Below are 22,323 nucleotides of genomic sequence, written 5' to 3' on the forward strand. Positions count from 1 at the left end.
CAGCCTAGCTGGAAAAGGCGCGACGGCACCGGACCGTTATTCCGAAGTTGAGTGATCATGCACCAGTCTGCATGATAATCAGGGTGGTACCGCGACTTCGTCCTCGTCCCTTTTCCAGGGGCGGGGTTTTTATTTTGGATGAAACCAGAGAGTGAACGGTGTTGATTTGCGTTCCGGGAGGACGCTTTCCGGTGGGCGAGCATCAAGCCAAGCGAACAGCGAAGGGTTCGCTTTGCCGTATTTCTGCGAACTTGGCAGAAATTAAGGCATCCTTTGCTCACAACGCTTCGCTTTTGCTCGCAGAAGCCGTTCGCTGTAACGGCTTCCGCTGATCCAGGGCCAACAGGATGTTGGTCCTGCAGCCGTTGCCGCAGGACACGGCGTCTTAGGCTGCCCCGGAGTCGCCTCCCTGCACTCCAATCAACGGAGAGTCGGACACCAATGAAACGACCACTAATGAGAAGAAGGAAAGGGGTATTGCTATGGAACAGCAGTTGGAAAAGTTGAAACAGGAAGCATTGCAGAAGATCGAAGCGGCGTCTTCGGTTAAAGAGCTGAATGATGTGCGCGTTGCGTATTTAGGGAAGAAGGGGCCGATCACGGACCTCTTGAAAGGCATGGGGAAACTCCCTGCGGAGGAACGTCCGAAGATGGGGGCCCTCGTGAACGTCGTGCGGGAGACTGTGACGACGGAACTCGAGATCAAGATGGCGCAGCTGGAAGAACAGGCGGTCAATGAAAAGCTCGCGAAGGAGACGATCGATATCACGCTGCCGGGCCGTCCAGTGAAACTCGGCAACCACCACCCGCTCACCCGGGTCGTCGAGGAAATCGAGGACTTCTTCATCAGCATGGGTTACGAAATCGCAGAAGGGCCGGAAGTCGAGAAGGACTACTTCAACTTCGAAGCGCTGAACCTGCCGAAAGGCCACCCGGCGCGCGACATGCAGGACTCGTTCTACATTTCGGAGGACGTGCTGCTGCGCACGCACACCTCGCCGGTACAGGCACGGACAATGGCTGCGAAAGAAGGCGAAGCCATCAAGATCATCTGTCCGGGCAAAGTGTACCGCCGCGATAACGACGACGCGACGCACTCCCACCAGTTCACGCAGATCGAGGGCCTCGTCGTCGGTGAAGATATCCGCATGAGCGACCTGAAGGGGACGCTCGCCCTGTTCGCGAAGAAGATGTTCGGCGAGGAGCGGGAAATCCGCCTGCGCCCGAGTTTCTTCCCGTTCACGGAGCCGTCCGTCGAAATGGACATCTCCTGCTTCAAGTGCGGCGGGGAAGGATGCAATGTCTGTAAGAAGACGGGCTGGATCGAAATCCTCGGTGCCGGTATGGTGCACCCGAACGTGCTCGAGATGGCGGGCTATGACCCGGCCGTCTACACCGGGTTCGCGTTCGGCATGGGGCCGGAACGGATTGCGATGCTGAAATACGGCGTCGAGGACATCCGCCATTTCTTCACGAACGACATGCGATTCATATCACAATTTCACCGCACAGAAGCGTAAGGAGGAGACACCATGTACGTATCAACGAATTGGCTGAACGATTATACAGATATAAGCGGCGTTTCCAAGCAGGAACTTGCCGAAAAGATCACACGGGCCGGCATTGAAGTCGACTCGATCATCGACCGTGCAGAAGGCCTGAAAAACATTGTCGTCGGCCACGTGGAATCATGTGAAAAGCATCCGGAAGCCGACAAACTGAACATCTGCCAGGTGAACGTCGGTGATGAGACGCTGCAGATCATCTGCGGCGCACCGAACGTCGCGGCAGGGCAGAACATCGTCGCAGCGCTCCCGGGCGCACGGCTGCCGGGCGGCGTGAAGATCAAGAAAGCGAAACTGCGCGGCGAAGTGTCGAATGGCATGATCTGCTCGCTGCAGGAGCTAGGGTTAGAAGGGAAAGTCGTGCCGAAGCAGTATGCGGAAGGCATCTACGTGCTGCCGGAAGACGCAGTGCCGGGGACGAATGCGCTTGAAGTGCTCGGTCTCGACGACGTCATCCTGGAATTCGACCTGACGCCGAACCGCTCGGACGCCCTGAGCATGCTCGGTGCAGCGTACGAGGTCGCTGCGATTTTATCCCAGGACGTCAAACTGCCGGAGATTTCGATCGAGGAATCGTCCGAGCTGGCGTCGGACGCGCTGTCCCTGCGTGTGGACGCGAAAAAAGACAACCCGATGTACGTTGCGAAAGTCGTTAAAGATGTCAAAGTCGCGGAATCACCGCTCTGGCTGCAGAACTATCTCATGGCGGCAGGCGTCCGTCCGCATAACAACGTCGTTGATATCACGAACTTCGTGCTGCTGGAATACGGCCAGCCGCTGCATGCGTTCGACTACGACCGGCTCGACACGAAGGAGATCGTCGTCCGCCATGCGCAAGAAGGCGAGAAGATGACGACACTCGACGATGCGGAACGCACATTGAACGCGAACCAGCTCGTTATCACGAACGGGAAAGAGCCGGTCGCGCTCGCAGGTGTCATGGGGGGAGCGAACTCCGAGGTGCATGACGGCACGACGACCGTGGTCATCGAATCGGCGTACTTCGCACCGGCCTCCGTCCGCCAGACATCGAAGGAAGTCGGCCTGCGCAGTGATGCGAGCGTCCGATTCGAAAAAGGCGTCGATCCGAACCGGGTGGCGGAAGCCGCAGAACGTGCAGCCCAGCTCATGGCGGACCTCGCCGGTGGCACCGTGCTCGCAGGCTCGGTCGTGTTCGATGAGCTCGACAAGACACCGGTGCGCATCATCCTGTCGCCGGACTACGTCAATCAGCGACTCGGCATGAAGATCCCGATGGACGAGATGATGTCGATCCTCGAGCGGCTGCAGATCCCGGTCGAAGCGGTCAACGGCCAGCTCGTCGTCGATGCACCGACACGCCGTCAGGACCTGCGCATCAAAGAAGACCTGATCGAGGAGATCGCACGCCTGTATGGCTACGACGAAATCCCGGCAACGCTGCCGGTCGGCGAAAGCGTACCGGGCGGACTCAACAGCAGCCAGAAGAAGCGCCGGCTCGTCCGCCGTTACTTGGAGAGTGCTGGACTGTACCAGGCGATCACGTACTCGCTGACGTCCCGGGAAGAATCCCAGTCGTTCGCATTGGAAACGGCACCCGTGACGGAACTCCTCATGCCGATGAGTGAGGACCGCAGCGTGCTGCGCCAGAGCCTGCTGCCACATCTGCTGGAAGCGGCGACCTACAACGTCGCACGCCGCATCGATACCGTTTCGCTGTACGAAACCGGCTCCGTCTTCCTCGGCACGGAAGAGGACGGCCTGCCGAAAGAAGTGAACCATGCGGCAGCCGTCATCACCGGCAAATGGGTCGACCAGCCATGGCAGCAGGAAACGAAGAAAGTCGATTTCTTCGTCATGAAGGGCATCATCGAAGGTCTCATGGACGTACTCGGCCTGGCGGACCGCGTGACGTATGAAAAAGCGTCGCATGCGGGTATGCATCCCGGCCGGACAGCGGACATCATGCTCGACGGAGTCCGTGTCGGCATGCTCGGCCAGCTGCACCCGTCCGAGCAGAAGAAACGCGACCTGAAAGAGACGTACGTGATGGAGCTCAACCTGTCCGCGCTGCTCGCAGAACAGACCGAACCGCTCGTGTACACACAAGTACCGCGCTACCCATCGATCTCCCGCGACATCGCACTCGTCGTGCCGACCGACGAATCGGCCGGCAGCCTGATAGCGGTCATCAAAGAAGCCGGCGGCGCTTTGCTGAAGGACGTGACGGTTTTCGACCTGTACGAAGGCGACAACGTCGAAGCCGGCAAAAAGTCGCTCGCATTCTCGCTCACGTACTTCGATCCGGAGCGCACGCTGACTGACGAAGAAGTCGTTGCAAGGCACGAGAAAGTACTGGAAGCTCTGAATACGAAATCTGGCGCTGTATTGCGCGGCTGAATGGATGAATAGGAAAAGCGGAACGGGGAAGGGCTCCCGTTCCGCTTTTTGAGTTGGTATGCTTCCGCGCGAGCGCTCCATTCTGCCGGCTAAGCGATCCATTCACCCGGTTAACCGTTCATTTTGACTGGCGAAGCGATCCATTCCCCAGGCTCCATTCCGCTGCCCGACCGCTCCATTCCCGCGGCAAAACAGCCGAGCCAAACCCTCTCCATTGCGCGATCAATAGAGACTCGTCAAATTAAAACCGAGATTGAATGGTGGGCTCCGCTGCGCTTCGCCTTTTCTGTTGGTGAGCAGCAGGGCAGGAAGTGTCCATTGCTAGGGGAGCGCTCAAGAAGGGGCCGGAACGCTCAAGAGACGGGCAGAAACGATCAAGTTTCCGTCGAAACGCTCAAGCAACATAGGAAACGCTCAAGCAAGCAGCAAGTCGCTCAAGTGGGTCACTCACGCGCTCAAGCATACCTTACAAGCGCTCAAGCCCCCGACATAATCCCCGAAAAAACCCGCGCGGGCGATCGTCACCCGCGCTTCTTCGCCGCCAGCACCGCCGCTTTCTTCGCATTGGCAAAGTGCCATTTCGTCATCGACTTCAAAAACGGCTCACCTTTCGCCAGCAAAATAGCCGCAGCCGTTTCATCCACCTTCTTCCCGGCGCCTTTCGGCAGCGTGCGGCCGGAGAGCCCGCTCAAGCGGTCCATTTCTTCCAGGAACGCGACCCGGGCGATGATCGACGCTGCCGCCACCGCGACGTGCAGGCCTTCCGCTTTCGTTGCGAACAACACCTTCTCCCGCACGATCTCCGGCTCGGCTTTCAAATGGTTGTAGTACACACCGCGCTCCGCGAACTGGTCGATGAGGATGCAGTCCGGGTGCTCGCCGTCCAGTTTGCGCAGCACGTGGCGGATCGCCTGGTTGTGGAGGAGAGCCTTAATCTTCCCTTGCGACCAGCCTTTCTGCTGGACGGTATTATATTTCTCATTTTTCAGCGTCAGCACGCTGTACGTGAGCGCCTTCTTCAGATCCGGCGCAATCGTACGCATGTACGGATCGGTCAGCTGCTTAGAGTCCTTGACGCCGAGCTCTTCGACAAGCGCGATCTGATCGGCGCGCACGTAGCAGGCGCAGACGGTCACCGGGCCGAAGAAATCACCTGTACCCGTTTCATCCGAGCCGATGACCGACAGCGAGCTGAGATTCTCCGGCAGCGCATCCGCATGCCGGGCCGGTTTCTTCGCATGTCCGGGAACCGGCGCAGCGGAATCTTCCCACTTCGCCGCCTCCGCAGCAGCACCGCCGCCCTGGAACAGCACCTTGCCCGACTTATAGGCCGTGATCGACGCATCCGCCGTCTTCGCCGCAAACACCACCCCCGGCGCTTTGCGCGTCACCTTATCGGATTGATAATACGCTTGCAGCTCCTTCATCCGAGCTGCATCCAGCAACACTACATTATTCGACATATTTATATTCTCCTTTCAACGATGTTGAAATTATACTTACTTAACTGACGATGCCAGTTGATTGTAGTGCAGGGTGGCGACTCCTGGGCAGCCTAAGACGCCGCGTCCTGCGGCAACGGCTGCATGACCAGCGTCCTGTTGGCCCGGGATCAGCGAAGGAAGCAACCTAAGTTCGCGGCACCGTGCCGCAACGGTTGAATGACCTGCATCCTGCAGGCCCGCGTCCGCCCGGAACGCAGATCAACTTTGTCCAACTTGACTTCAGTTCCGTAACAAACACCAGACTTCCATTCTTCCGCATCCGCCCGCCGAACGCAAGCACAAAAATAACGGACAGACACCCCCTTTGTTCACAAATATTCCGCTTTCATGGTATGATGGACTTCATAGTTTTGGGCAGGAGGTTATGACAGTGGAAGAAGGAGAAAAGACACGCATCACGGTCGACATCTACGGACAGACCTATACGATCGTCGGCTCGGACACGGCTGCCCACGTTCGCCAGGTGGCATCGCTGGTCGATGACCGTATGCGGGAGCTGCGCGCGCGGAATCCGTATCTCGATACGACCAAAGTCGCTGTACTGACAGCTGTCAACAGTGTACATGACTATTTGAAACTGCAAACTGAGAAAGAACTGCTGGAACAAGAATTGAAAAAGTTGAAGGGTTGACGGCTGCTCATGTTAGATATACTCATACTATTCCTGCTGCTCGGGGGTCTCATCACCGGGTTCCGCAGAGGCCTGCTCGTGCAGGTGCTTCATATGACCGGATTCATCATTTCATTCATCGTCGCATTCGCCTATTACAAACAGCTTGCCGAGAAGTTTGTCCTCTGGATCCCGTATCCGGGAGTGACGGCCGAGTCGAAGCTCACGTGGGCGTTCGGGGAACTGGATCTCGACCAGACGTTCTATCGTCTGCTCGCGTTCATCCTGATCTTCTTCGCAGTGAAGTTCGTGCTGCAGCTGATCGTCTCGATGTTCGATTTCCTCAAATACTTGCCGGTGCTCGGCTTCATCTCCCGTTTTTTCGGGGCGGCACTCGGATTTGTCGAATTCTACGTGATCATCCTGCTGCTCGTGGGTGTACTGGCGCTGCTGCCGGTCGACTTCATCCAGAAGCTGGTGAGTTCGTCGCTGCTGGCGAAGACCATGTTCGAACACACACCGTTGCTGTCCAATGCGGTGCAAAACTGGTGGTACGTCTATACGAAATAATCTGGATCAGCTTCCCTCCCGTGCGGCGGGAAGCTTTTGTTCCGTCCGGGTACAGACAGTCAAAGGGGGATGCATTGTGAATAAGAAAGTGATCATACAAACTCTTGAACGTATCGCACTCTATATGGAACTGCTCGGGGAGAACCCGTTCAAAGTGTCGGCATTCCGCAAGGCGGCCGGAGTGCTTGAGACGGACCCGCGCAGTCTCGCTGAAATGGACGACATCCTGACGCTCAAAGGCATCGGAAAAGGGACCGGTGCCGTCATCGTGGACCTTCTTGCGAAAGGGAAGTCCGATTTGCTGGATGAACTGCAGGAAACCGTGCCGGCGGGGATGATTCCGCTGCTCGATATCCCGGGCCTCGGCGGCAAACGGATCGCAAAGCTGCATAAGGCGCTCGGCATCGACTCCATCGAATCGCTGAAGGAAGCATGCGAAACGAACAAAGTGAGCGAACTGCCTGGGTTCGGCAAGAAGACCGAAGAGAAGTTCCTGCACGAAATCGAACAGCTGTCGGAACGGAAGACGTCCTTCCCGCTCTGGCAGATGGAAGGGCTCGTCGCGTCCGTCGAGCCGGTGCTCGATGGCATCGGGGAGATCAGCAAATATTCCGTCGCCGGCAGCTACCGCCGGACGGCCGAACAGAGCAGCGACATGGATTTCATCCTCGTGACGGACACGCCCGGTGCCGTCCGGGAACAGCTTCTTGAACAGCTGCCGGTCCGCGAGACGATTGCAGCGGGTGACGCCAAACTCTCCGTGACACTCGATCTCGAAGAAGTGATCGATGTGGATTTCCGTTTCGTCACGGACGCCCAGTATGCGAGCGCGCTCCATCATTTCACCGGATCGAAAGAGCATAATGTCGCCATGCGGCAGCTTGCGAAGTCACGGGGGGAGAAGATCAGTGAGTACGGCGTCGAGCAGGAGGACGGTTCCGTGCTGACGTTCGGATCCGAAGAAGACTTTTTCGCCCATTTCGGCCTGCCGTTCATCCCGCCCAACATGCGCCAGGACGGCCGCGAAATCGAGCGGGCGGACGAGCTCGGCGGACTGGTCACGCTCCGTGACATCCGCGGCGACTTCCATATGCATACGACCGCCTCGGACGGCGGCTATTCGATCCGCGAGATGGCGGACGCCTGCCGTGCGAAAGGCTACACGCATATGGTGATCACCGACCACTCGCACTATTTGAAAGTGGCGAACGGCCTGACACCGGAACGGCTGCTCGATCAGCTGAAAGAAATCAGGGAAATCAACGAAGAATACCCGGACATCGAAATCTTCAGCGGGACGGAAATGGATATCCTGCCGGACGGGACGCTCGATTTCGACGATGACGTGCTGTCGCAGCTCGACTTCGTCATCGCCTCGATCCACTCGAGTTTCAGCCAGCCGCAGGAGAAGATCATGGAGCGCCTCCATGCGGCCATAAAAAATCCGCATGTCGATATGGTCGCCCATCCGACAGGGCGCCTGATCGGCAAACGTCCCGGCTATGAGCCGGACGTGCCGCAGCTCATCGAATGGGCGGCCGAGTATGGAAAGATATTGGAACTGAATGCGAGCCCGCACCGGCTCGATCTGAACAAAGACTACTTGGAACTCGCCCAGTCGAAGGGCGTTCCGATTGCCATAAACACCGACGCCCATGCAACCGGCCAGCTGGATATCATGGCGATCGGCGTCGCCTACGCCCAGAAAGCGTGGCTGAAAAAAGACACCGTCGTCAATACGTGGCCGCTCGACCGGTTTAAACGGGAGATCGTCGATAAGTGAAAGGAAGGGATCCGTCCATGGATTCACGGGTTTACCGAACACTCGAATTTGATAAGGTGCTGACACAGGCCGCCGGATATACGACATTCCCGGCAGGCCGGGCAGCACTCGAGAAACTGGTGCCGAGCACCGATTTCGGAACGGTCGGCACACTGCTGGAAGAGACCGATGAAGGACTCGCCATCCTGCGCGTCCGCGGCAACGTGCCGATGGGCGGCATCACTGACGTCCGGCCGCATGCCCGGCGCGCCCAGATCGGCGGTACGCTGAGTGCGCAGGAGCTGATGGAGACATCCTCGACCATCCGCGCAAGCCGGATATTCCGGCAGTTCATCGAAAGCCTCCAGCAGGAAGAAGAGCTTGACCTGAAGCATTTCCTGGCCATCAAGGAAGCGATGCCGATCATCACAGGGCTCGAACATGAAATCAACAGCGCGATCGACGAGAACGGCCGGGTGCTCGACAGCGCATCCAGCGCCCTCCGTTCCGTGCGTCAGAGCCTCCGCATCCAGGAAGGCCGTGTGCGGGAGAAACTCGAGAGCATCACACGCGGCAGGAACGCAGCGACGATGCTGTCGGACAGCATCATCACGATCCGGAACGACCGGTTCGTCATCCCGGTGAAGTCGGAGTACCGCGGCCATTATGGCGGAGTCATCCATGATTCCTCCGCATCGGGCCAGACGCTCTACATCGAGCCGGACGCCGTCGTCCAGGCGAACAACGAAATCCGTGCCCTGAAGTCGAAAGAAAAGGAAGAGATCGAGAAGATCTTGCGGGAACTGTCCGCAAGCGTCCAGGAGCATGCCCATGACCTGTTCATCCTCGTCGACCAGCTCATCCGGGTCGATGTCATCCTCGCCAAGGCGAAATACGGGCAGGCGAACCGCTGCACGAAGCCGGACGTCAACAACGATGGCTACCTGAAACTGACGAAAGCCCGTCACCCGCTGCTGCCGATGGACGAAGCGGTCGCGAATACGATCGAATTTGGCAATGATATCACGACGATCGTCATCACCGGACCGAACACGGGCGGGAAGACTGTCACATTGAAGACGGTCGGCCTCTGTGTCCTCATGGCACAGGCCGGCCTGCCGATCCCGGTGCTCGACGGCTCGGAGATCGCCGTTTTCGGTTCGGTTTTCGCCGATATCGGCGACGAACAGTCGATCGAGCAGAGCCTCAGTACGTTTTCGTCGCATATGGTCAACATCGTCGATATCCTGAAGAAATTCGATTCGGACTCCCTCATCATCTTCGATGAACTCGGCTCCGGCACCGACCCGCAGGAAGGGGCGGCCCTCGCCATCTCCATTCTGGATGAAGTCCACGGAACCGGCGCGAGGGTCATGGCGACGACGCACTACCCGGAACTGAAAGCATACGGCTACAACCGGAAAGGGGTCGCCAATGCAAGTGTCGAGTTCGATATCGACACGCTCAGCCCGACCTACCGGCTGCTGATCGGCGTGCCGGGGCGCAGTAACGCGTTCGAGATCTCGAAACGGCTCGGTCTCGGCGAGCACCTCATCAAACGGGCGAAGACGTTCACCGGCACTGATCGCGGCGAAGTCGACTCGATGATCGCGTCACTCGAAGCGAGCCGCGTACAGTCCGAGAAAGACGCCGAAGAGACGCACCGGCTGCTCAAAGAGACGGAACTGCTGAAAAAGGAACTCGCCGAAAAACTCGCCGAACAGGAAGAGATGAAAGACCGTCTGACCGAAAAGGCGAAGGAGAAAGCGAAGCGGATCGTCGATGACGCACGCCGCGAATCGGATGAAGTCATCAAAGACCTGCGTGCGCTCCGTATGACGGCAGGTGCAAACGTCAAAGAGCATGAACTTATCGAAGCGAGGAAACGGCTGGAAGGCGCTGCTCCGGCCCAGACGAAGAAGCAGGCGCCGAAGGCGAAAGCGGCGCCGCGTCCGCTTCAGGCAGGCGACGAAGTGAAAGTGCTCAGCTACGGCCAGAAAGGCACGCTCATGGAAAAGGTCTCCGATAAGGAATGGATCGTCCAGATCGGCATCCTGAAGATGAAGCTCGACGAATCGGGACTCGAGTACGTCAAGCCGGAGAAAGAAAAGCAGACGAAAGCATCTGCGGCCGTCCGGGGACGTACCGAACATGTCAAACTCGAACTCGACCTGCGGGGCGAGCGCTACGAAGACGCAATCCGCAGGACAGAGAAATACCTGGACGACGCACTGTTGTCGAACTATCATCAGGTCTCCATCATCCACGGCAAAGGGACCGGCGCGCTCCGGCAGGGGATTCAGCAGATGCTGAAGAAGCATTCCCGCGTCAAAAGCTACCGGTTCGGAGACGCCGGGGAAGGCGGCCATGGCGTAACGGTCGTCGAACTGAAATAATTCCTCTGAAAGTGAAACTTTTTGCAGACCCATCCGTAACCGATAGGATATCATCGTAAAAAAGGGGTCTGCACACATGGCAACTACCGGATTCTGGAGCAACCCGCTCGTCGAGACAGCCGGCTATTTCAGCACCGTCGTCCTCTGTCTCGTCGTAGCGATGGTCATCTTTGAACTCGTGACCAAATACCGCAACTGGCAGGAAATCAAGAACGGGAATCTCGCGGTCGCCTTCGCGACAGGAGGCAAGATATTCGGCGTGGCGAACATCTTCCGCTATTCCATCGAGCAGCACAATACGCTGCCGCAGATGATCGGCTGGGGATTGTACGGTTTCGCCCTTCTCGTCTTCGCCTATGTCCTGTTCGAATTCCTGACGCCGATGTTCCATGTAGACGACGAAATCGAAAAGGATAACCGGTCCGTCGGGTTCATATCGATGATCATCTCGGTCGGCCTGTCATTCGTCATCGGTGCAAGCATTTCGTAAAACATCAGTACAGTGGAGACGATACTAAATGGAAAAACTCTCGAAGATCCTGCTTGTCCTATGCATAGTCTTCATCGTGATCGGCATCATATGGATGGTCCGGCAGACTTCCTGACGCATTCGCGTCGGACGTCTGCCTTTTCTTTTGGAAATCTGCAATTGTAAACGCATACAACTTTCGTTATACTTAGGAAAGAAAGAATATTCTATGAATATACTGTCGAAAAGGAGGCTGTTCACATGAGTTCGAAACCATGGCTGGCTCAATATCCGCCGGAAATTCCGGAGTCGCTCGAGTACGATCTGATCCCGCTGCAGGACTATTTGACGAGGTCCGCGGCGGCTTATCCGTCGAAGACCGCAATCCACTTCCTCGGCAAGGACGTCTCGTTCGGCGAATTCTATCAATCCGCACTGAAGTTCGCAGGCTACCTGCGGAAACTCGGCGTCGAAGAAGGAGACCGGGTGGCGATCATGCTGCCGAACTGTCCGCAGAATGCGATCGCCTATTACGGGATCCTTTATGCCGGGGCAGTCGTCGTCCAGACGAATCCGCTCTACAAGGAGCGCGAAATCGAGTACATCCTGAACGATTCAGGAGCGAAAGCGATCATCACACTCGACATGCTGTACCCGCGCGTGATGGCCGTCTTCAAGGAGACGGACCTTGAGAACATCATCGTCACGGGCATCAAAGATTACCTGCCGTTCCCGAAGAATCTGATCTATCCGTTCATCCAGAAAAAGGACAACGGCATCGCCGTCAAAGTCGAGCACCGCGGCGTCAGCCATCTGTTCACGGAAATCATGAAATCGATGCCGGCGGACAAAATCCCGCTCGATTCCGATTACAGCGAGACACTTGCGCTGCTGCAGTATACGGGCGGCACGACCGGCCCGCCGAAAGGGGTCATGCTGACGCACCGCAACCTGATTGCGAACGCTGAGATGTGCCGGGCCTGGCTGTACAAGGCGGCTGACGGGGAAGAAGTGTACATGGGCATCCTGCCGTTCTTCCATGTATACGGCATGACCACCGTCCTGATTGCATCGGTCATGTCCGCGAACAAAATGGTGCTGATCCCGAAATTCGATTTCAAAACGGCACTGAAGGAGATCGATAAGCAGAAGCCGACGCTGTTCCCCGGCGCACCGACCATCTACATCGGTCTGCTGAACCACCCGGATATCGCCAAATACGATCTGTCCTCCATCAAAGCGTGCCTGAGCGGTTCGGCGGCACTTCCGGTCGACGTCCAGGAAAAATTCGAGACCGTCACCGGCGGTAAGCTCGTGGAAGGCTACGGACTGACGGAAACGTCCCCAGTCGCGATCGCGAACTTCGTCTGGGAAGGCCAGCGGAAACGCGGATCGATCGGCGTGCCATGGCCGGACACCGATGTCGCCATCCTCCCGCCCGACTCCGCGGAGCGGATGAAACCCGGGGAAGTCGGCGAAATCGCGGTCAAAGGGCCGCAGGTGATGAAAGGCTATTGGAACCGGCCGGAAGAGACGGCGGAAAGTTTCCGGGACGGCTGGTTTTTGACCGGTGATCTCGGGTACATGGATGAGGACGGCTTCTTCTATGTCGTCGACCGCAAGAAAGATATGATCATCGCGAGCGGTTTCAACATCTCACCGCGCGAGATCGAGGAAGTGCTGTATGAGCATGACGCCATCCAGGAATGCGTTGTCGCCGGTGTGCCGGATCCGTATCGCGGCGAGACAGTGAAAGCGTACATCGTCCTGAAGGAAGGGAAACACGCGACGGAAGAAGAACTGGACGCCTTCTGCCGCGCCAACATGGCCTCATTCAAAGTGCCGCGCATCTATGACTTCCGTGACGAACTGCCGAAGACCGCAGTCGGCAAGATCCTGCGCAGGGCGCTGGTCGACGAGGAGAAGAAGAAGCTCGAACAGAAACTGACCTCCTGAGGCAAAAAAGCTTGACGGAAAACTGAATAGCGATTACTATGAAAATATGAATGAACCATCATTCATATTTTCTTTTTTATTCAATCAATGATGGTGGTGAGCAAACTGAAGCGGGAAAAACCGAAATATAAGAAAATCGTAGACGCTGCCGTCGCAGTGATCGCACAGAACGGCTACCATCAGGCGCAAGTGTCCAAAATCGCAAAAGAGGCGGGCGTCGCAGACGGTACCATCTATCTCTACTTCAAGAACAAAGAAGACATCCTCATCTCCGTGTTCCAGGAAAAGATGGCCGTCTTCGCAGACTACGTCAAAGAAATTCTGGAAATGGACTGCCCGGCTTCAGAGAAGCTGTATAAACTGATCCAGAACCATTTCAACGTCCTCCACGAGGACCGCAACCTGGCCATTGTCACGCAGCTTGAACTGCGGCAGTCAGGCAAGGAACTGCGCTTCCGTATCAATGAAGTGCTGAAAGAGTACATGACGCTCATGGACGCCATCCTGAAAGAGGGGATCGCAAACGGCGAATTCGCGCAGGATCTCGACACCCGGCTCGCCCGGCAAATGGTCTTCGGCACGATCGACGAGACGTGCACGTCCTGGGTCATGAACGACCAGAAATACGGTCTCACGGAACTTGCACCAAAAGTCCATAAGCTGCTGCTCTCCGGCATGAAAGGCTGAGCAGCACACCCGGCAGCCGGATGCGGAATAAGTATAAATCTTTAAATCAGTGAAACATGTATGCTATCATTGAAGGCGCTTCCATTTCTAGTTAACAACCAGCACACTGTACTGAAAAAGGATGGGATGACATGGAGTTTTTATCCGTAACGATCGACCGGGGGGTTGCCGTCGCCTCCATCAACAGGCCGCCGGCGAACGCCCTGGCACGCGCCCTCATTCTTGAGGTCGGGGAACTGCTCGAACAGCTGAAAGACATCGATGACGTCCGTGTGATCGTCCTGCGCGGCGAAGGGAATTTCTTCTCCGCCGGCGCGGACATCAAGGAATTCACGACAGTTTCTTCAGGCGCTGAATTCTCGAAACTTTCGAGCGACGGCCAGGCGGTCTTCGAACGTCTCGAGACGTATCACAAGCCGGTCATTGCAGCTATCCACGGTGCCGCACTCGGCGGCGGACTGGAACTGGCGATGGCCTGCCATATGCGTTTTGTGACGGAAACTGCGAAACTCGGCCTGCCGGAACTGCAGCTCGGCCTGATTCCCGGATTTGCGGGAACCCAGCGCCTGCCGGGATATGTCGGCAAGGCAAAAGCAGCGGAGATGCTGCTGACGAGTGAACCGATCACAGGAACCGAAGCCGTGCTGTGGGGGCTCGCGAACCGCGCCTTCCCGGAAGAGGACCTGATGACGGAAACTCTTGCAATCGCACACAAAATTGCAGAGAAGAGCCCGGTCGCCATGCAGGCGGCACTGCGCATGCTGCAGTATACGAAAGACGATTCGTACCGCAAAGGCGTACAGGCGGAAGCCGACTCCTTCGGTCAGGTCTTCGTGTCGGAAGACGCAAAAGAGGGCATCCAGGCATTCATCGAAAAACGCAAACCGAAATTCAATGGACGATAAAAAGTTGAGGAGGTCAGCAATATGAATATCTATGCTTTGGTAAAACGCACATTTGACACAGAGGAAAAAATCGTTGTAAAAAATGGTGAAATCCAGGACGACGGTGCAGAATTCATCATCAACCCGTATGACGAGTATGCGGTCGAGGAAGCGATCCAGGTCCGCGACGAACACGGCGGGGAAGTGACCGTCCTGTCACTCGGCGGTGAGGACGCGGAAAAGCAGCTCCGCACAGCGCTTGCGATGGGGGCTGACAAAGCGGTTCTCATCAACACGGAAGACGATCTCGATGAAATGGATGAGTTCTCGGCAGCCAAGATCATCGCCGAATACTTGAAAGACAAAGACGCGGATCTCATCATTGCAGGAAACGTCGCAATCGACGGCGGCTCCGGCCAGGTCGGCCCGCGTGTTGCGGAACTCCTCGGCATCAACTGCGTGACGACGATCACCGACCTCAAGCTGGACGGCACCGATGCGACACTCGTCCGCGACGTGGAAGGGGACTCGGAGACGATCAAGACTGCCCTGCCGCTCCTCGTGACGGCACAGCAGGGATTGAACGAACCGCGCTATCCATCACTGCCGGGGATCATGAAAGCGAAAAAGAAACCGCTTGAAGAACTGGAACTCGATGATCTGGATCTCGACGAAGACGATGTCGAAGCGAAAACGGAAACTGTCGACATCTTCATGCCGCCTGCAAAAGAGGCAGGGCGGATCCTCGAAGGCGAAGTGGCGGACCAGGTGAGCGAACTGGTCACACTGCTCAGCAAAGAAGCGAAAGTCATCTGATTTCGGACCATTTAAACCGTTCTAGGAGGGACAAAACATGTCAAAAAATGTGTTAGTACTGGGCGAAACTCGCGAAGGCGAATTGCGGAACGTATCCTTTGAAGCCATAGCGGCGGCGAAGCAGATTTCAGGAGGCGGCACGATCACAGGCGTACTCATCGGGGAATCAGTGGAGAACCTTGCGCAGGACATGATCCAGCACGGGGCGGACCGTGTCGTCACTGTTGAGAATGCGGACTTGAAGCAGTATACATCCGACGGCTTCGGCCAGGCGTTCATGGCTGTCTATGAACAGGAAAAGCCGGAAGCCATCGTCATGGGGCATACAGCACTCGGGAAGGACCTCTCCCCGAAGATCGCAGCCAAACTCGGCTCGGGACTCATTTCGGATGTTACAACGATCGAAGGGGAAGGCGACGATGCGGAATTCATCCGCCCGATCTACTCCGGAAAAGCATTCGAGAAGGTCAAGAACAAAGAAGGACTGCTGTTCGTGACGATCCGTCCGAACAACATCGAACCGCTTGAGAAGGACGACAGCCGCTCTGGTGACGTGTCATCCGTATCTGCGGACATCACGAACCTCCGCTCCGTCATCGCGGACGTCGTACGGAAAGCATCCGAAGGGGTCGACCTCTCCGAAGCGAAAGTCATCGTAGCAGGCGGACGCGGCGTCAAGAGCGAAGACGGTTTTAAACCGCTCGAAGAACTCGCGGATCTGCTCGGCGGCGCAGTCGGCGCATCCCGCGGTGCGTGTGATGCGGACTACTGTGATTACTCGCTCCAGATCGGCCAGACAGGGAAAGTCGTCACGCCTGACCTGTACATCGCGGTCGGCATCTCCGGCGCGATCCAGCACATGGCGGGTATGTCGAACTCCAAGATCATCGTCGCCATCAACAAAGATCCGGAAGCCAACATCTTCAAAGTGGCGGACTATGGAATCGTCGGCGACCTGTTCGACGTCATGCCGATCCTGATCGACGAAGTGAAGAAACTCAAAGCGGGTCAGACTGCATAATCACATTTCGGCAGGGCCTTCCATTTGTACTTGAATGGAAGGCCCTGTTTTACCGGAGCGGATCCTGCAAGCGATCCATCCCGCAGGTGCTGTAAGCGCTATAAGCAGATTTTTCGCCTCGGGTGAATGTGCATGATATACTTGTTCCAGAGTTGTTACCTACAAAGGAGGAATTATCCAATGGCTATTCTGAACGCTACTGATGCAGACTTTACTGAAAAGACAAGTGAAGGTGTCGTACTCGTTGACTTCTGGGCACCATGGTGCGGGCCTTGTAAGATGATCGCTCCGGTTCTTGAAGAATTGGACGGCGAAATCGAAGGCAAAGCGCAGATCGTGAAAGTGAACGTGGATGACAACCAGGGAACTGCAAGCAAATTCGGCATCATGTCGATCCCGACACTCCTCGTCATGAAAGACGGCGAAACTGTCGACAAAGTAGTCGGCTTCCGTCCGAAAGAGGAACTTGCAAAATTGGTTGACCAGCACGCATAAGCTTACTATCTCAAGACCGGGTCCCTGTTCTCAGCGGAACCCGGTTTTTTTGGCAGGTGACAGATAACCATGAATGAATTGATCCAGCAGAAGCTCGCCATCCTTCCCGATGATCCCGGGTGCTATCTCATGAAAGACAGGCAGGGCACCATCATCTACGTCGGTAAGGCGAAAGTGCTGAAAAACCGGGTCCGCAGCTATTTCACCGGATCCCATGACGCGAAAACCCAGCGGCTCGTCTCCGAAATCGAGGACTTCGAGTTCATCATCACGTCGTCCAACATCGAGGCGCTCATCCTGGAGCTGAACCTCATCAAGCAGTACGATCCGAAATACAACATCATGCTGAAGGACGATAAGACGTATCCGTATCTGAAGCTGACCGCGGAACGCCATCCGAAACTGATCGTCACGCGGATCGTCAAAAAGGACAAAGGCCGCTATTTCGGTCCGTATCCGAACGTCACGGCAGCGACCGAGACGAAGAAACTGCTCGACCGGCTGTATCCGTACCGGAAATGCCATACGCTGCCGGACCGGGTCTGCCTGTATTACCATATGGGCCAGTGCCTGGCGCCGTGCGTCTACGACGTATCGAAGGAGACGTACAAGGAGATGACCGACGACATCGCCCGGTTCCTGAACGGCGGCTATAAAGAAATGAAGAAAGAGCTCACCGTGAAGATGAATGCCGCTGCCGAGAACCTCGAATTCGAGCGGGCGACGGAGTACCGCGACCAGATCACGAACATCGAAACGGTCATGGAGAAGCAGACGATGACGATGCACGATTTCAAGGACCGTGACATCTTCGGCTACGCCGTCGAAAAGGGCTGGATGTGCGTGCAGGTGTTCTTCGTGCGTCAGGGCAAGCTGATTGAGCGCGACGTCTCGCTGTTCCCGATGTACCAGGATCCGGAAGAGGAACTGCTGACGTTCATCGGCCAGTTCTACAGCAAAGCCGCGCACATCAAACCGAGCGAAGTGCTGCTGCCGCAGGATACCGACAAAGATCTTGTCGAGCAGCTGCTCGATGTGCACGCGTACATTCCGCAGCGGGGCAAGAAGAAGGATCTCGTGCAGCTCGCCAACAAGAACGCAGCGATTTCCCTGCGGCAGAAATTCCAGCTGCTCGACCGGCAGGAGGAACGGACAGTCGGCGCCTGCGAGGAACTCGGCGATGCGATGAACATCTCCATCCCGCTGCGCATCGAAGCGTTCGACAACTCGCACACGCACGGCGTCGAGCCGGTATCGGCAATGGTATCGTTCGTTGACGGCAAGCCGAACCGGAAGGACTACCGGAAATACAAGACGAAGACGGCCGCAGCGCATGATGACTACGGGGCGATGCGGGAAGTGATCCGGCGCCGGTACAGCCGCGTGCTGAAGGACGATCTCCCGCTGCCTGACCTGATCGTCATCGATGGCGGGAAAGGGCAGATGAACATCGCCCGCGAAGTGATCGAAGACGAGCTCGGCCTGTCGATCCCGATCGCCGGTCTCGCCAAGGACGAGAAACACCAGACCGCGAACCTGCTGTACGGGTCGCCACCGGAACTGATCCCGCTGAAGCGCTCGAGCGAAGCGTTCTACCTGCTGCAGCGCATCCAGGACGAAGTGCACCGGTTCGCCATCACGTTCCACCGGCAGCGGCGCCAGGCCGGCTCGCTCGTGTCCTCGCTCGATGGACTGCCCGGCGTCGGGCCGAAACGGAAGCAGAAGCTGCTCAAGCACTTCGGCTCCGTCAAGAAAATTAAGGCCGCCACCACCGACCAGCTCATCGAAGCCGGCCTCCCGAAGTCCGTCGCCGAATCGGTGACAGAATATTTCACGGAGCAGGCGAAAGCGAAAGAGGAAGCGCAAGACTGACAACGGACCTGTGGCGGGTCCGTTTTTTGTGCTGTGACGGGGGAGGGGCATGAGGAATTGAGCGATTATGGTGAGGAAATGATCGGTCAGCACCAGCAATTGATCGCTTAGCGGTACTATATGATCGGTCAGCTGCAAGAATGGAGCGGTTCGCCGACTGAAACGAGCGGTTCGCCGCTTGAATGGAGCGGTCCGTATCCTGCAGCACTGCAACACCCGAACACAAAAAACCGGAGAGGCCGCAAGCCCCTCCGGTCCATCCATCAGTCACCTAAGTTATACGTCTCATCCCAGCGGACCTGCAAAACGATGCGGCCCGTGTCGGCGTCACGCGATCCATAACACTCGGTCAGGCAGCCGTTCGCGATCTGATGCTGCTCGGCGAGGAATCCGGATTCCAGGCTGAACGCATCCTCGGTCGCCGGCGACTCCAGCCGATCCGTCAATTCATAATCGATTTCCTCTTTGCCGGATGACACGCGCACGAGCGTCCCCCAGCCGGCTTCCTTGAAAAATTGGGGGACTTCATCCACCGAAAAAACAGGGAACTTGCGGGCGATCTCTTTGCCGGCCCAATACAGAATATCATCTTCATGCTTACCGAGGATATCCGGGATCACATGATCTCTCAGCAGCTCATAACCGAAGCGGGTCGGCTGTCCAGTGGTCTCGTTTGCCAAAACGCAAGCATCCCTTTCATCGTAATCTATTTACTATTTTAGAATAGCCTCAACATGCGGAAAAGACGCACCAAATAAGCGAGTCACCTTGACCTACCCAAAATGGAAGAGTACAATGTACATGTTATTATATTGTAACACGAAGAGACGGACCGTCAATCATTCGTTCGCAAACGTACGGCGATGTACACACAATCCGGCTCATATATTAAGGGAGGGTAAATCACTTGGTGAGAGAATCAGAGTTCTATTGGCGACGCCTGCATTCACTGCTCGGGATCATTCCGATCGGCCTGTTCGTGACGCAGCACTTGATCATCAACCATTTCGCAACAAGAGGTGTTGAATCATTCAACACAGCGGCACATTTCATTGAAAACCTGCCGTTCATCTATTTCCTCGAATGGTTCGTCATCTACATACCGCTCATGTTCCACGCGTTTTACGGAGTCTATCTTGCGTTCACTTCGAAAAACAACGTGCAGCGCTACGGCACGTTCCGTAACTGGATGTTCATGCTCCAGCGGATTTCAGGTGTATTCCTGGTCATCTTCATCGCATGGCACATCTACGAGACACGTATCCAGAAACTGTTCGGTACGGAAGTCAACTTCGACATGATGGCTGACATCCTGAGCAACCCGTTCATGATCGTGTTCTATGCACTTGGAATCATCGCAGCAACGTTCCACCTGGCGAACGGTATCTGGTCATTCCTCGTTACTTGGGGACTTGCACAGTCACCGCGTTCCCAGCGTATCGTCTCTTATGTAACTATGATCTTTTTCGTTGTTCTGACGGTTATCGGTCTGCGTGCACTGTTCGCATTCGTCTAAGAACAATTTTGTAATCATGTAAATTTTGAGGAGTGAAACAACTATGTCAAAAGGCAGAGTGATTGTCGTAGGCGGCGGTCTCGCCGGACTTATGGCAACCATCAAGGCATCAGAAGAAGGCGTCGGAGTCGACTTGTTTTCCCTCGTACCTGTTAAACGTTCCCACTCCGTCTGTGCCCAGGGCGGTATCAACGGTGCGGTGAATACGAAAGGGGAAGGCGACTCCCCATGGATCCACTTTGACGATACGGTATATGGCGGGGACTTCCTGGCCAACCAGCCTCCGGTAAAAGCGATGGCGGACGCGGCACCGAGTATCATCCACCTGTTCGACCGGATGGGCGTCATGTTCAACCGGACACCGGAAGGCCTTCTTGACTTCCGCCGTTTCGGCGGAACGATGCACCACCGTACGGCATATGCCGGCGCGACGACAGGCCAGCAGCTCCTGTATGCATTGGACGAGCAGGTCCGTGCACAGGAAGTCGCAGGTCTTGTGCAGAAGTATGAACACTGGGAATTCCTTGGTGTGGTACTTGACGAAGAAGGCATCTGCCGCGGAATCCGTGCGCAGGACCTCCGGACAATGGAAATCAAAGCATTCCCTGCGGATGCGGTCATCATGGCGACCGGCGGACCGGGAATCATCTTCGGGAAGTCGACGAACTCGGTCATCAATACAGGATCGGCCGCTTCGATCGTCTATCAGCAGGGTGCGAAATATGCGAACGGCGAATTCATCCAAATCCACCCGACTGCGATTCCGGGAGACGACAAACTGCGTCTCATGAGTGAATCCGCACGTGGGGAAGGCGGACGGATCTGGACGTACAAAGACGGCAAGCCTTGGTACTTCCTCGAAGAGAAATACCCGGCATACGGTAACCTCGTGCCGCGGGATATCGCGACACGTGAGATCTTCGACGTCTGTGTGAACCAGAAGCTCGGCATCAACGGCGAGAACATGGTCTATCTCGACCTGTCCCATAAAGATCCGCATGAGCTTGACGTCAAACTCGGCGGCATCATCGAAATCTACGAGAAGTTCACAGGCGAAGATCCGCGCAAAGTGCCGATGAAGATCTTCCCGGCAGTCCATTACTCAATGGGCGGACTGTGGGTCGACTACGAACAGCACACGTCCATCCCAGGATTGTTTGCGGCGGGTGAATGTGACTACTCACAGCATGGCGGAAACCGTCTCGGTGCGAACTCCCTCCTTTCTGCGGTATACGGCGGTATGCTCGCAGGACCGGAAGCCGTCAAGTACATGAAAGGTCTCAAGACATCTGCGGATGATCTGCCTTCCAAGATCTTCGACGACGCGGTCAAAGAAGAGCAGGACAAGTGGGATAAAATCATCAGCATGAAGGGGACCGAGAATGCATATGTCATTCACCGGGAACTTGGCGAGCTGATGACGGAGAACGTGACCGTTGTCCGGTACAACGATCGTCTCGAGGCGACAGACAAGAAGATCCAGGAGCTCCTCGAGCGCTGGGAAAACATCGATATGACAGATACGCAGCAGTGGTCCAACCAAGGCGCAACGTTTACGCGTCAGCTGAAAAACATGCTATACTTGGCACGGGTCATCACACTCGGTGCCCTGAAACGTGACGAAAGCCGCGGCGCGCATTACAAGCCGGACTTCCCGGAACGTGACGACGAGAACTTCCTGAAAACGACGATTGCCCAGTTCGACGGAAAGTCCGCACCGATCATCTCTTACGAAGAGGTCGATACATCCCTGATCCCGCCTCGTAAGCGCGACTATACGTCAGCCCACTAAGTGCCCGGCGTATCGCTGCACGATTATT

At 56.3% G+C, this 22,323-nt stretch carries 18 protein-coding genes; 16 read left to right on the plus strand and 2 right to left on the minus strand.

The features are described 5' to 3' along the window. Positions 1-482 precede the first annotated feature (482 nt). Both pheS and pheT read left to right on the plus strand, forming a co-directional pair. Positions 483-1,520, plus strand: coding sequence for a phenylalanine--tRNA ligase subunit alpha (gene pheS, locus BN1190_RS06830; RefSeq protein ID WP_040286238.1), 1,038 nt, complete (start codon positions 483-485; stop codon positions 1,518-1,520). Between the two features lie 12 nt (positions 1,521-1,532). Further along, a complete protein-coding gene (gene pheT / locus BN1190_RS06835; protein WP_040286239.1) occupies positions 1,533-3,944 on the plus strand; it encodes a phenylalanine--tRNA ligase subunit beta in 2,412 nt (803 codons plus the stop codon). A gap of 521 nt (positions 3,945-4,465) precedes the next feature. Here the strand turns inward: pheT and rnhC are convergent. Then, the gene (gene rnhC / locus BN1190_RS06840; RefSeq protein ID WP_040286240.1) at positions 4,466-5,407 is read right to left on the minus strand and encodes a ribonuclease HIII; all 942 of its coding nucleotides are present in this window, start codon (positions 5,405-5,407) and stop codon (positions 4,466-4,468) included. A gap of 412 nt (positions 5,408-5,819) precedes the next feature. Between rnhC and zapA the strand changes: the two genes are divergently transcribed. The 12 genes from zapA (at position 5,820) to uvrC (ending at position 18,987) form a co-directional block, all read left to right on the plus strand. Beyond that, the gene (gene zapA / locus BN1190_RS06845; RefSeq protein WP_040286241.1) at positions 5,820-6,080 is read left to right on the plus strand and encodes a cell division protein ZapA; all 261 of its coding nucleotides are present in this window, start codon (positions 5,820-5,822) and stop codon (positions 6,078-6,080) included. A 9-nt stretch (positions 6,081-6,089) separates the two neighbouring features. Continuing rightward, complete coding sequence (locus BN1190_RS06850) at positions 6,090-6,629, plus strand: CvpA family protein (protein WP_040286242.1); 540 nt, start codon at positions 6,090-6,092, stop codon at positions 6,627-6,629. Between the two features lie 76 nt (positions 6,630-6,705). Further along, the gene (gene polX, locus BN1190_RS06855) at positions 6,706-8,412 is read left to right on the plus strand and encodes a DNA polymerase/3'-5' exonuclease PolX (protein WP_040286243.1); all 1,707 of its coding nucleotides are present in this window, start codon (positions 6,706-6,708) and stop codon (positions 8,410-8,412) included. Between the two features lie 17 nt (positions 8,413-8,429). Continuing rightward, a complete protein-coding gene (locus BN1190_RS06860) occupies positions 8,430-10,787 on the plus strand; it encodes an endonuclease MutS2 (protein ID WP_040286244.1) in 2,358 nt (785 codons plus the stop codon). A 76-nt stretch (positions 10,788-10,863) separates the two neighbouring features. Further along, a complete protein-coding gene (locus BN1190_RS06865; RefSeq protein WP_040286245.1) occupies positions 10,864-11,277 on the plus strand; it encodes a DUF350 domain-containing protein in 414 nt (137 codons plus the stop codon). Between the two features lie 240 nt (positions 11,278-11,517). Further along, positions 11,518-13,212: a long-chain-fatty-acid--CoA ligase gene (locus BN1190_RS06870; protein ID WP_040286246.1), complete on the plus strand. Its 1,695-nt coding sequence runs from the start codon at positions 11,518-11,520 to the stop codon at positions 13,210-13,212. 105 nt (positions 13,213-13,317) lie between these two features. Then, positions 13,318-13,899, plus strand: coding sequence for a TetR/AcrR family transcriptional regulator (locus BN1190_RS06875; protein ID WP_040287181.1), 582 nt, complete (start codon positions 13,318-13,320; stop codon positions 13,897-13,899). Positions 13,900-14,030: 131 nt separating this feature from the next. Continuing rightward, positions 14,031-14,804 carry an enoyl-CoA hydratase gene (locus tag BN1190_RS06880; RefSeq protein ID WP_040286247.1) on the plus strand — a complete coding sequence of 258 codons (774 nt, stop codon included), beginning with the start codon at positions 14,031-14,033 and terminating at the stop codon, positions 14,802-14,804. Between the two features lie 21 nt (positions 14,805-14,825). Beyond that, positions 14,826-15,599: an electron transfer flavoprotein subunit beta/FixA family protein gene (locus BN1190_RS06885; RefSeq protein WP_040286248.1), complete on the plus strand. Its 774-nt coding sequence runs from the start codon at positions 14,826-14,828 to the stop codon at positions 15,597-15,599. Positions 15,600-15,636: 37 nt separating this feature from the next. After that, on the plus strand, positions 15,637-16,620 hold the full coding sequence (locus BN1190_RS06890; protein WP_040286249.1) for an electron transfer flavoprotein subunit alpha/FixB family protein: 984 nt from the start codon (positions 15,637-15,639) through the stop codon (positions 16,618-16,620). 180 nt (positions 16,621-16,800) lie between these two features. After that, entirely contained in the window at positions 16,801-17,115 is a 315-nt protein-coding gene (trxA, locus tag BN1190_RS06895; RefSeq protein ID WP_040286250.1) for a thioredoxin, read from the plus strand. Between the two features lie 69 nt (positions 17,116-17,184). Beyond that, positions 17,185-18,987 carry an excinuclease ABC subunit UvrC gene (gene uvrC, locus BN1190_RS06900; RefSeq protein WP_040286251.1) on the plus strand — a complete coding sequence of 601 codons (1,803 nt, stop codon included), beginning with the start codon at positions 17,185-17,187 and terminating at the stop codon, positions 18,985-18,987. 263 nt (positions 18,988-19,250) lie between these two features. Here the strand turns inward: uvrC and BN1190_RS06905 are convergent, their stop codons facing one another. Next, positions 19,251-19,667, minus strand: coding sequence for a YslB family protein (locus tag BN1190_RS06905; RefSeq protein WP_040286252.1), 417 nt, complete (start codon positions 19,665-19,667; stop codon positions 19,251-19,253). 227 nt (positions 19,668-19,894) lie between these two features. Between BN1190_RS06905 and BN1190_RS06910 the strand changes: the two genes are divergently transcribed. Together BN1190_RS06910 and sdhA are read left to right on the plus strand one after the other, a co-directional pair. After that, the gene (locus tag BN1190_RS06910; protein WP_040286253.1) at positions 19,895-20,503 is read left to right on the plus strand and encodes a succinate dehydrogenase cytochrome b558 subunit; all 609 of its coding nucleotides are present in this window, start codon (positions 19,895-19,897) and stop codon (positions 20,501-20,503) included. Between the two features lie 43 nt (positions 20,504-20,546). Further along, positions 20,547-22,295, plus strand: coding sequence for a succinate dehydrogenase flavoprotein subunit (gene sdhA / locus BN1190_RS06915; protein ID WP_040286254.1), 1,749 nt, complete (start codon positions 20,547-20,549; stop codon positions 22,293-22,295). Positions 22,296-22,323: the final 28 nt, after the last annotated feature.

Origin of the sequence: Sporosarcina koreensis, from assembly GCF_000826145.2 — a bacterium.
Lineage (GTDB): Bacteria > Bacillota > Bacilli > Bacillales_A > Planococcaceae > Sporosarcina > Sporosarcina trichiuri.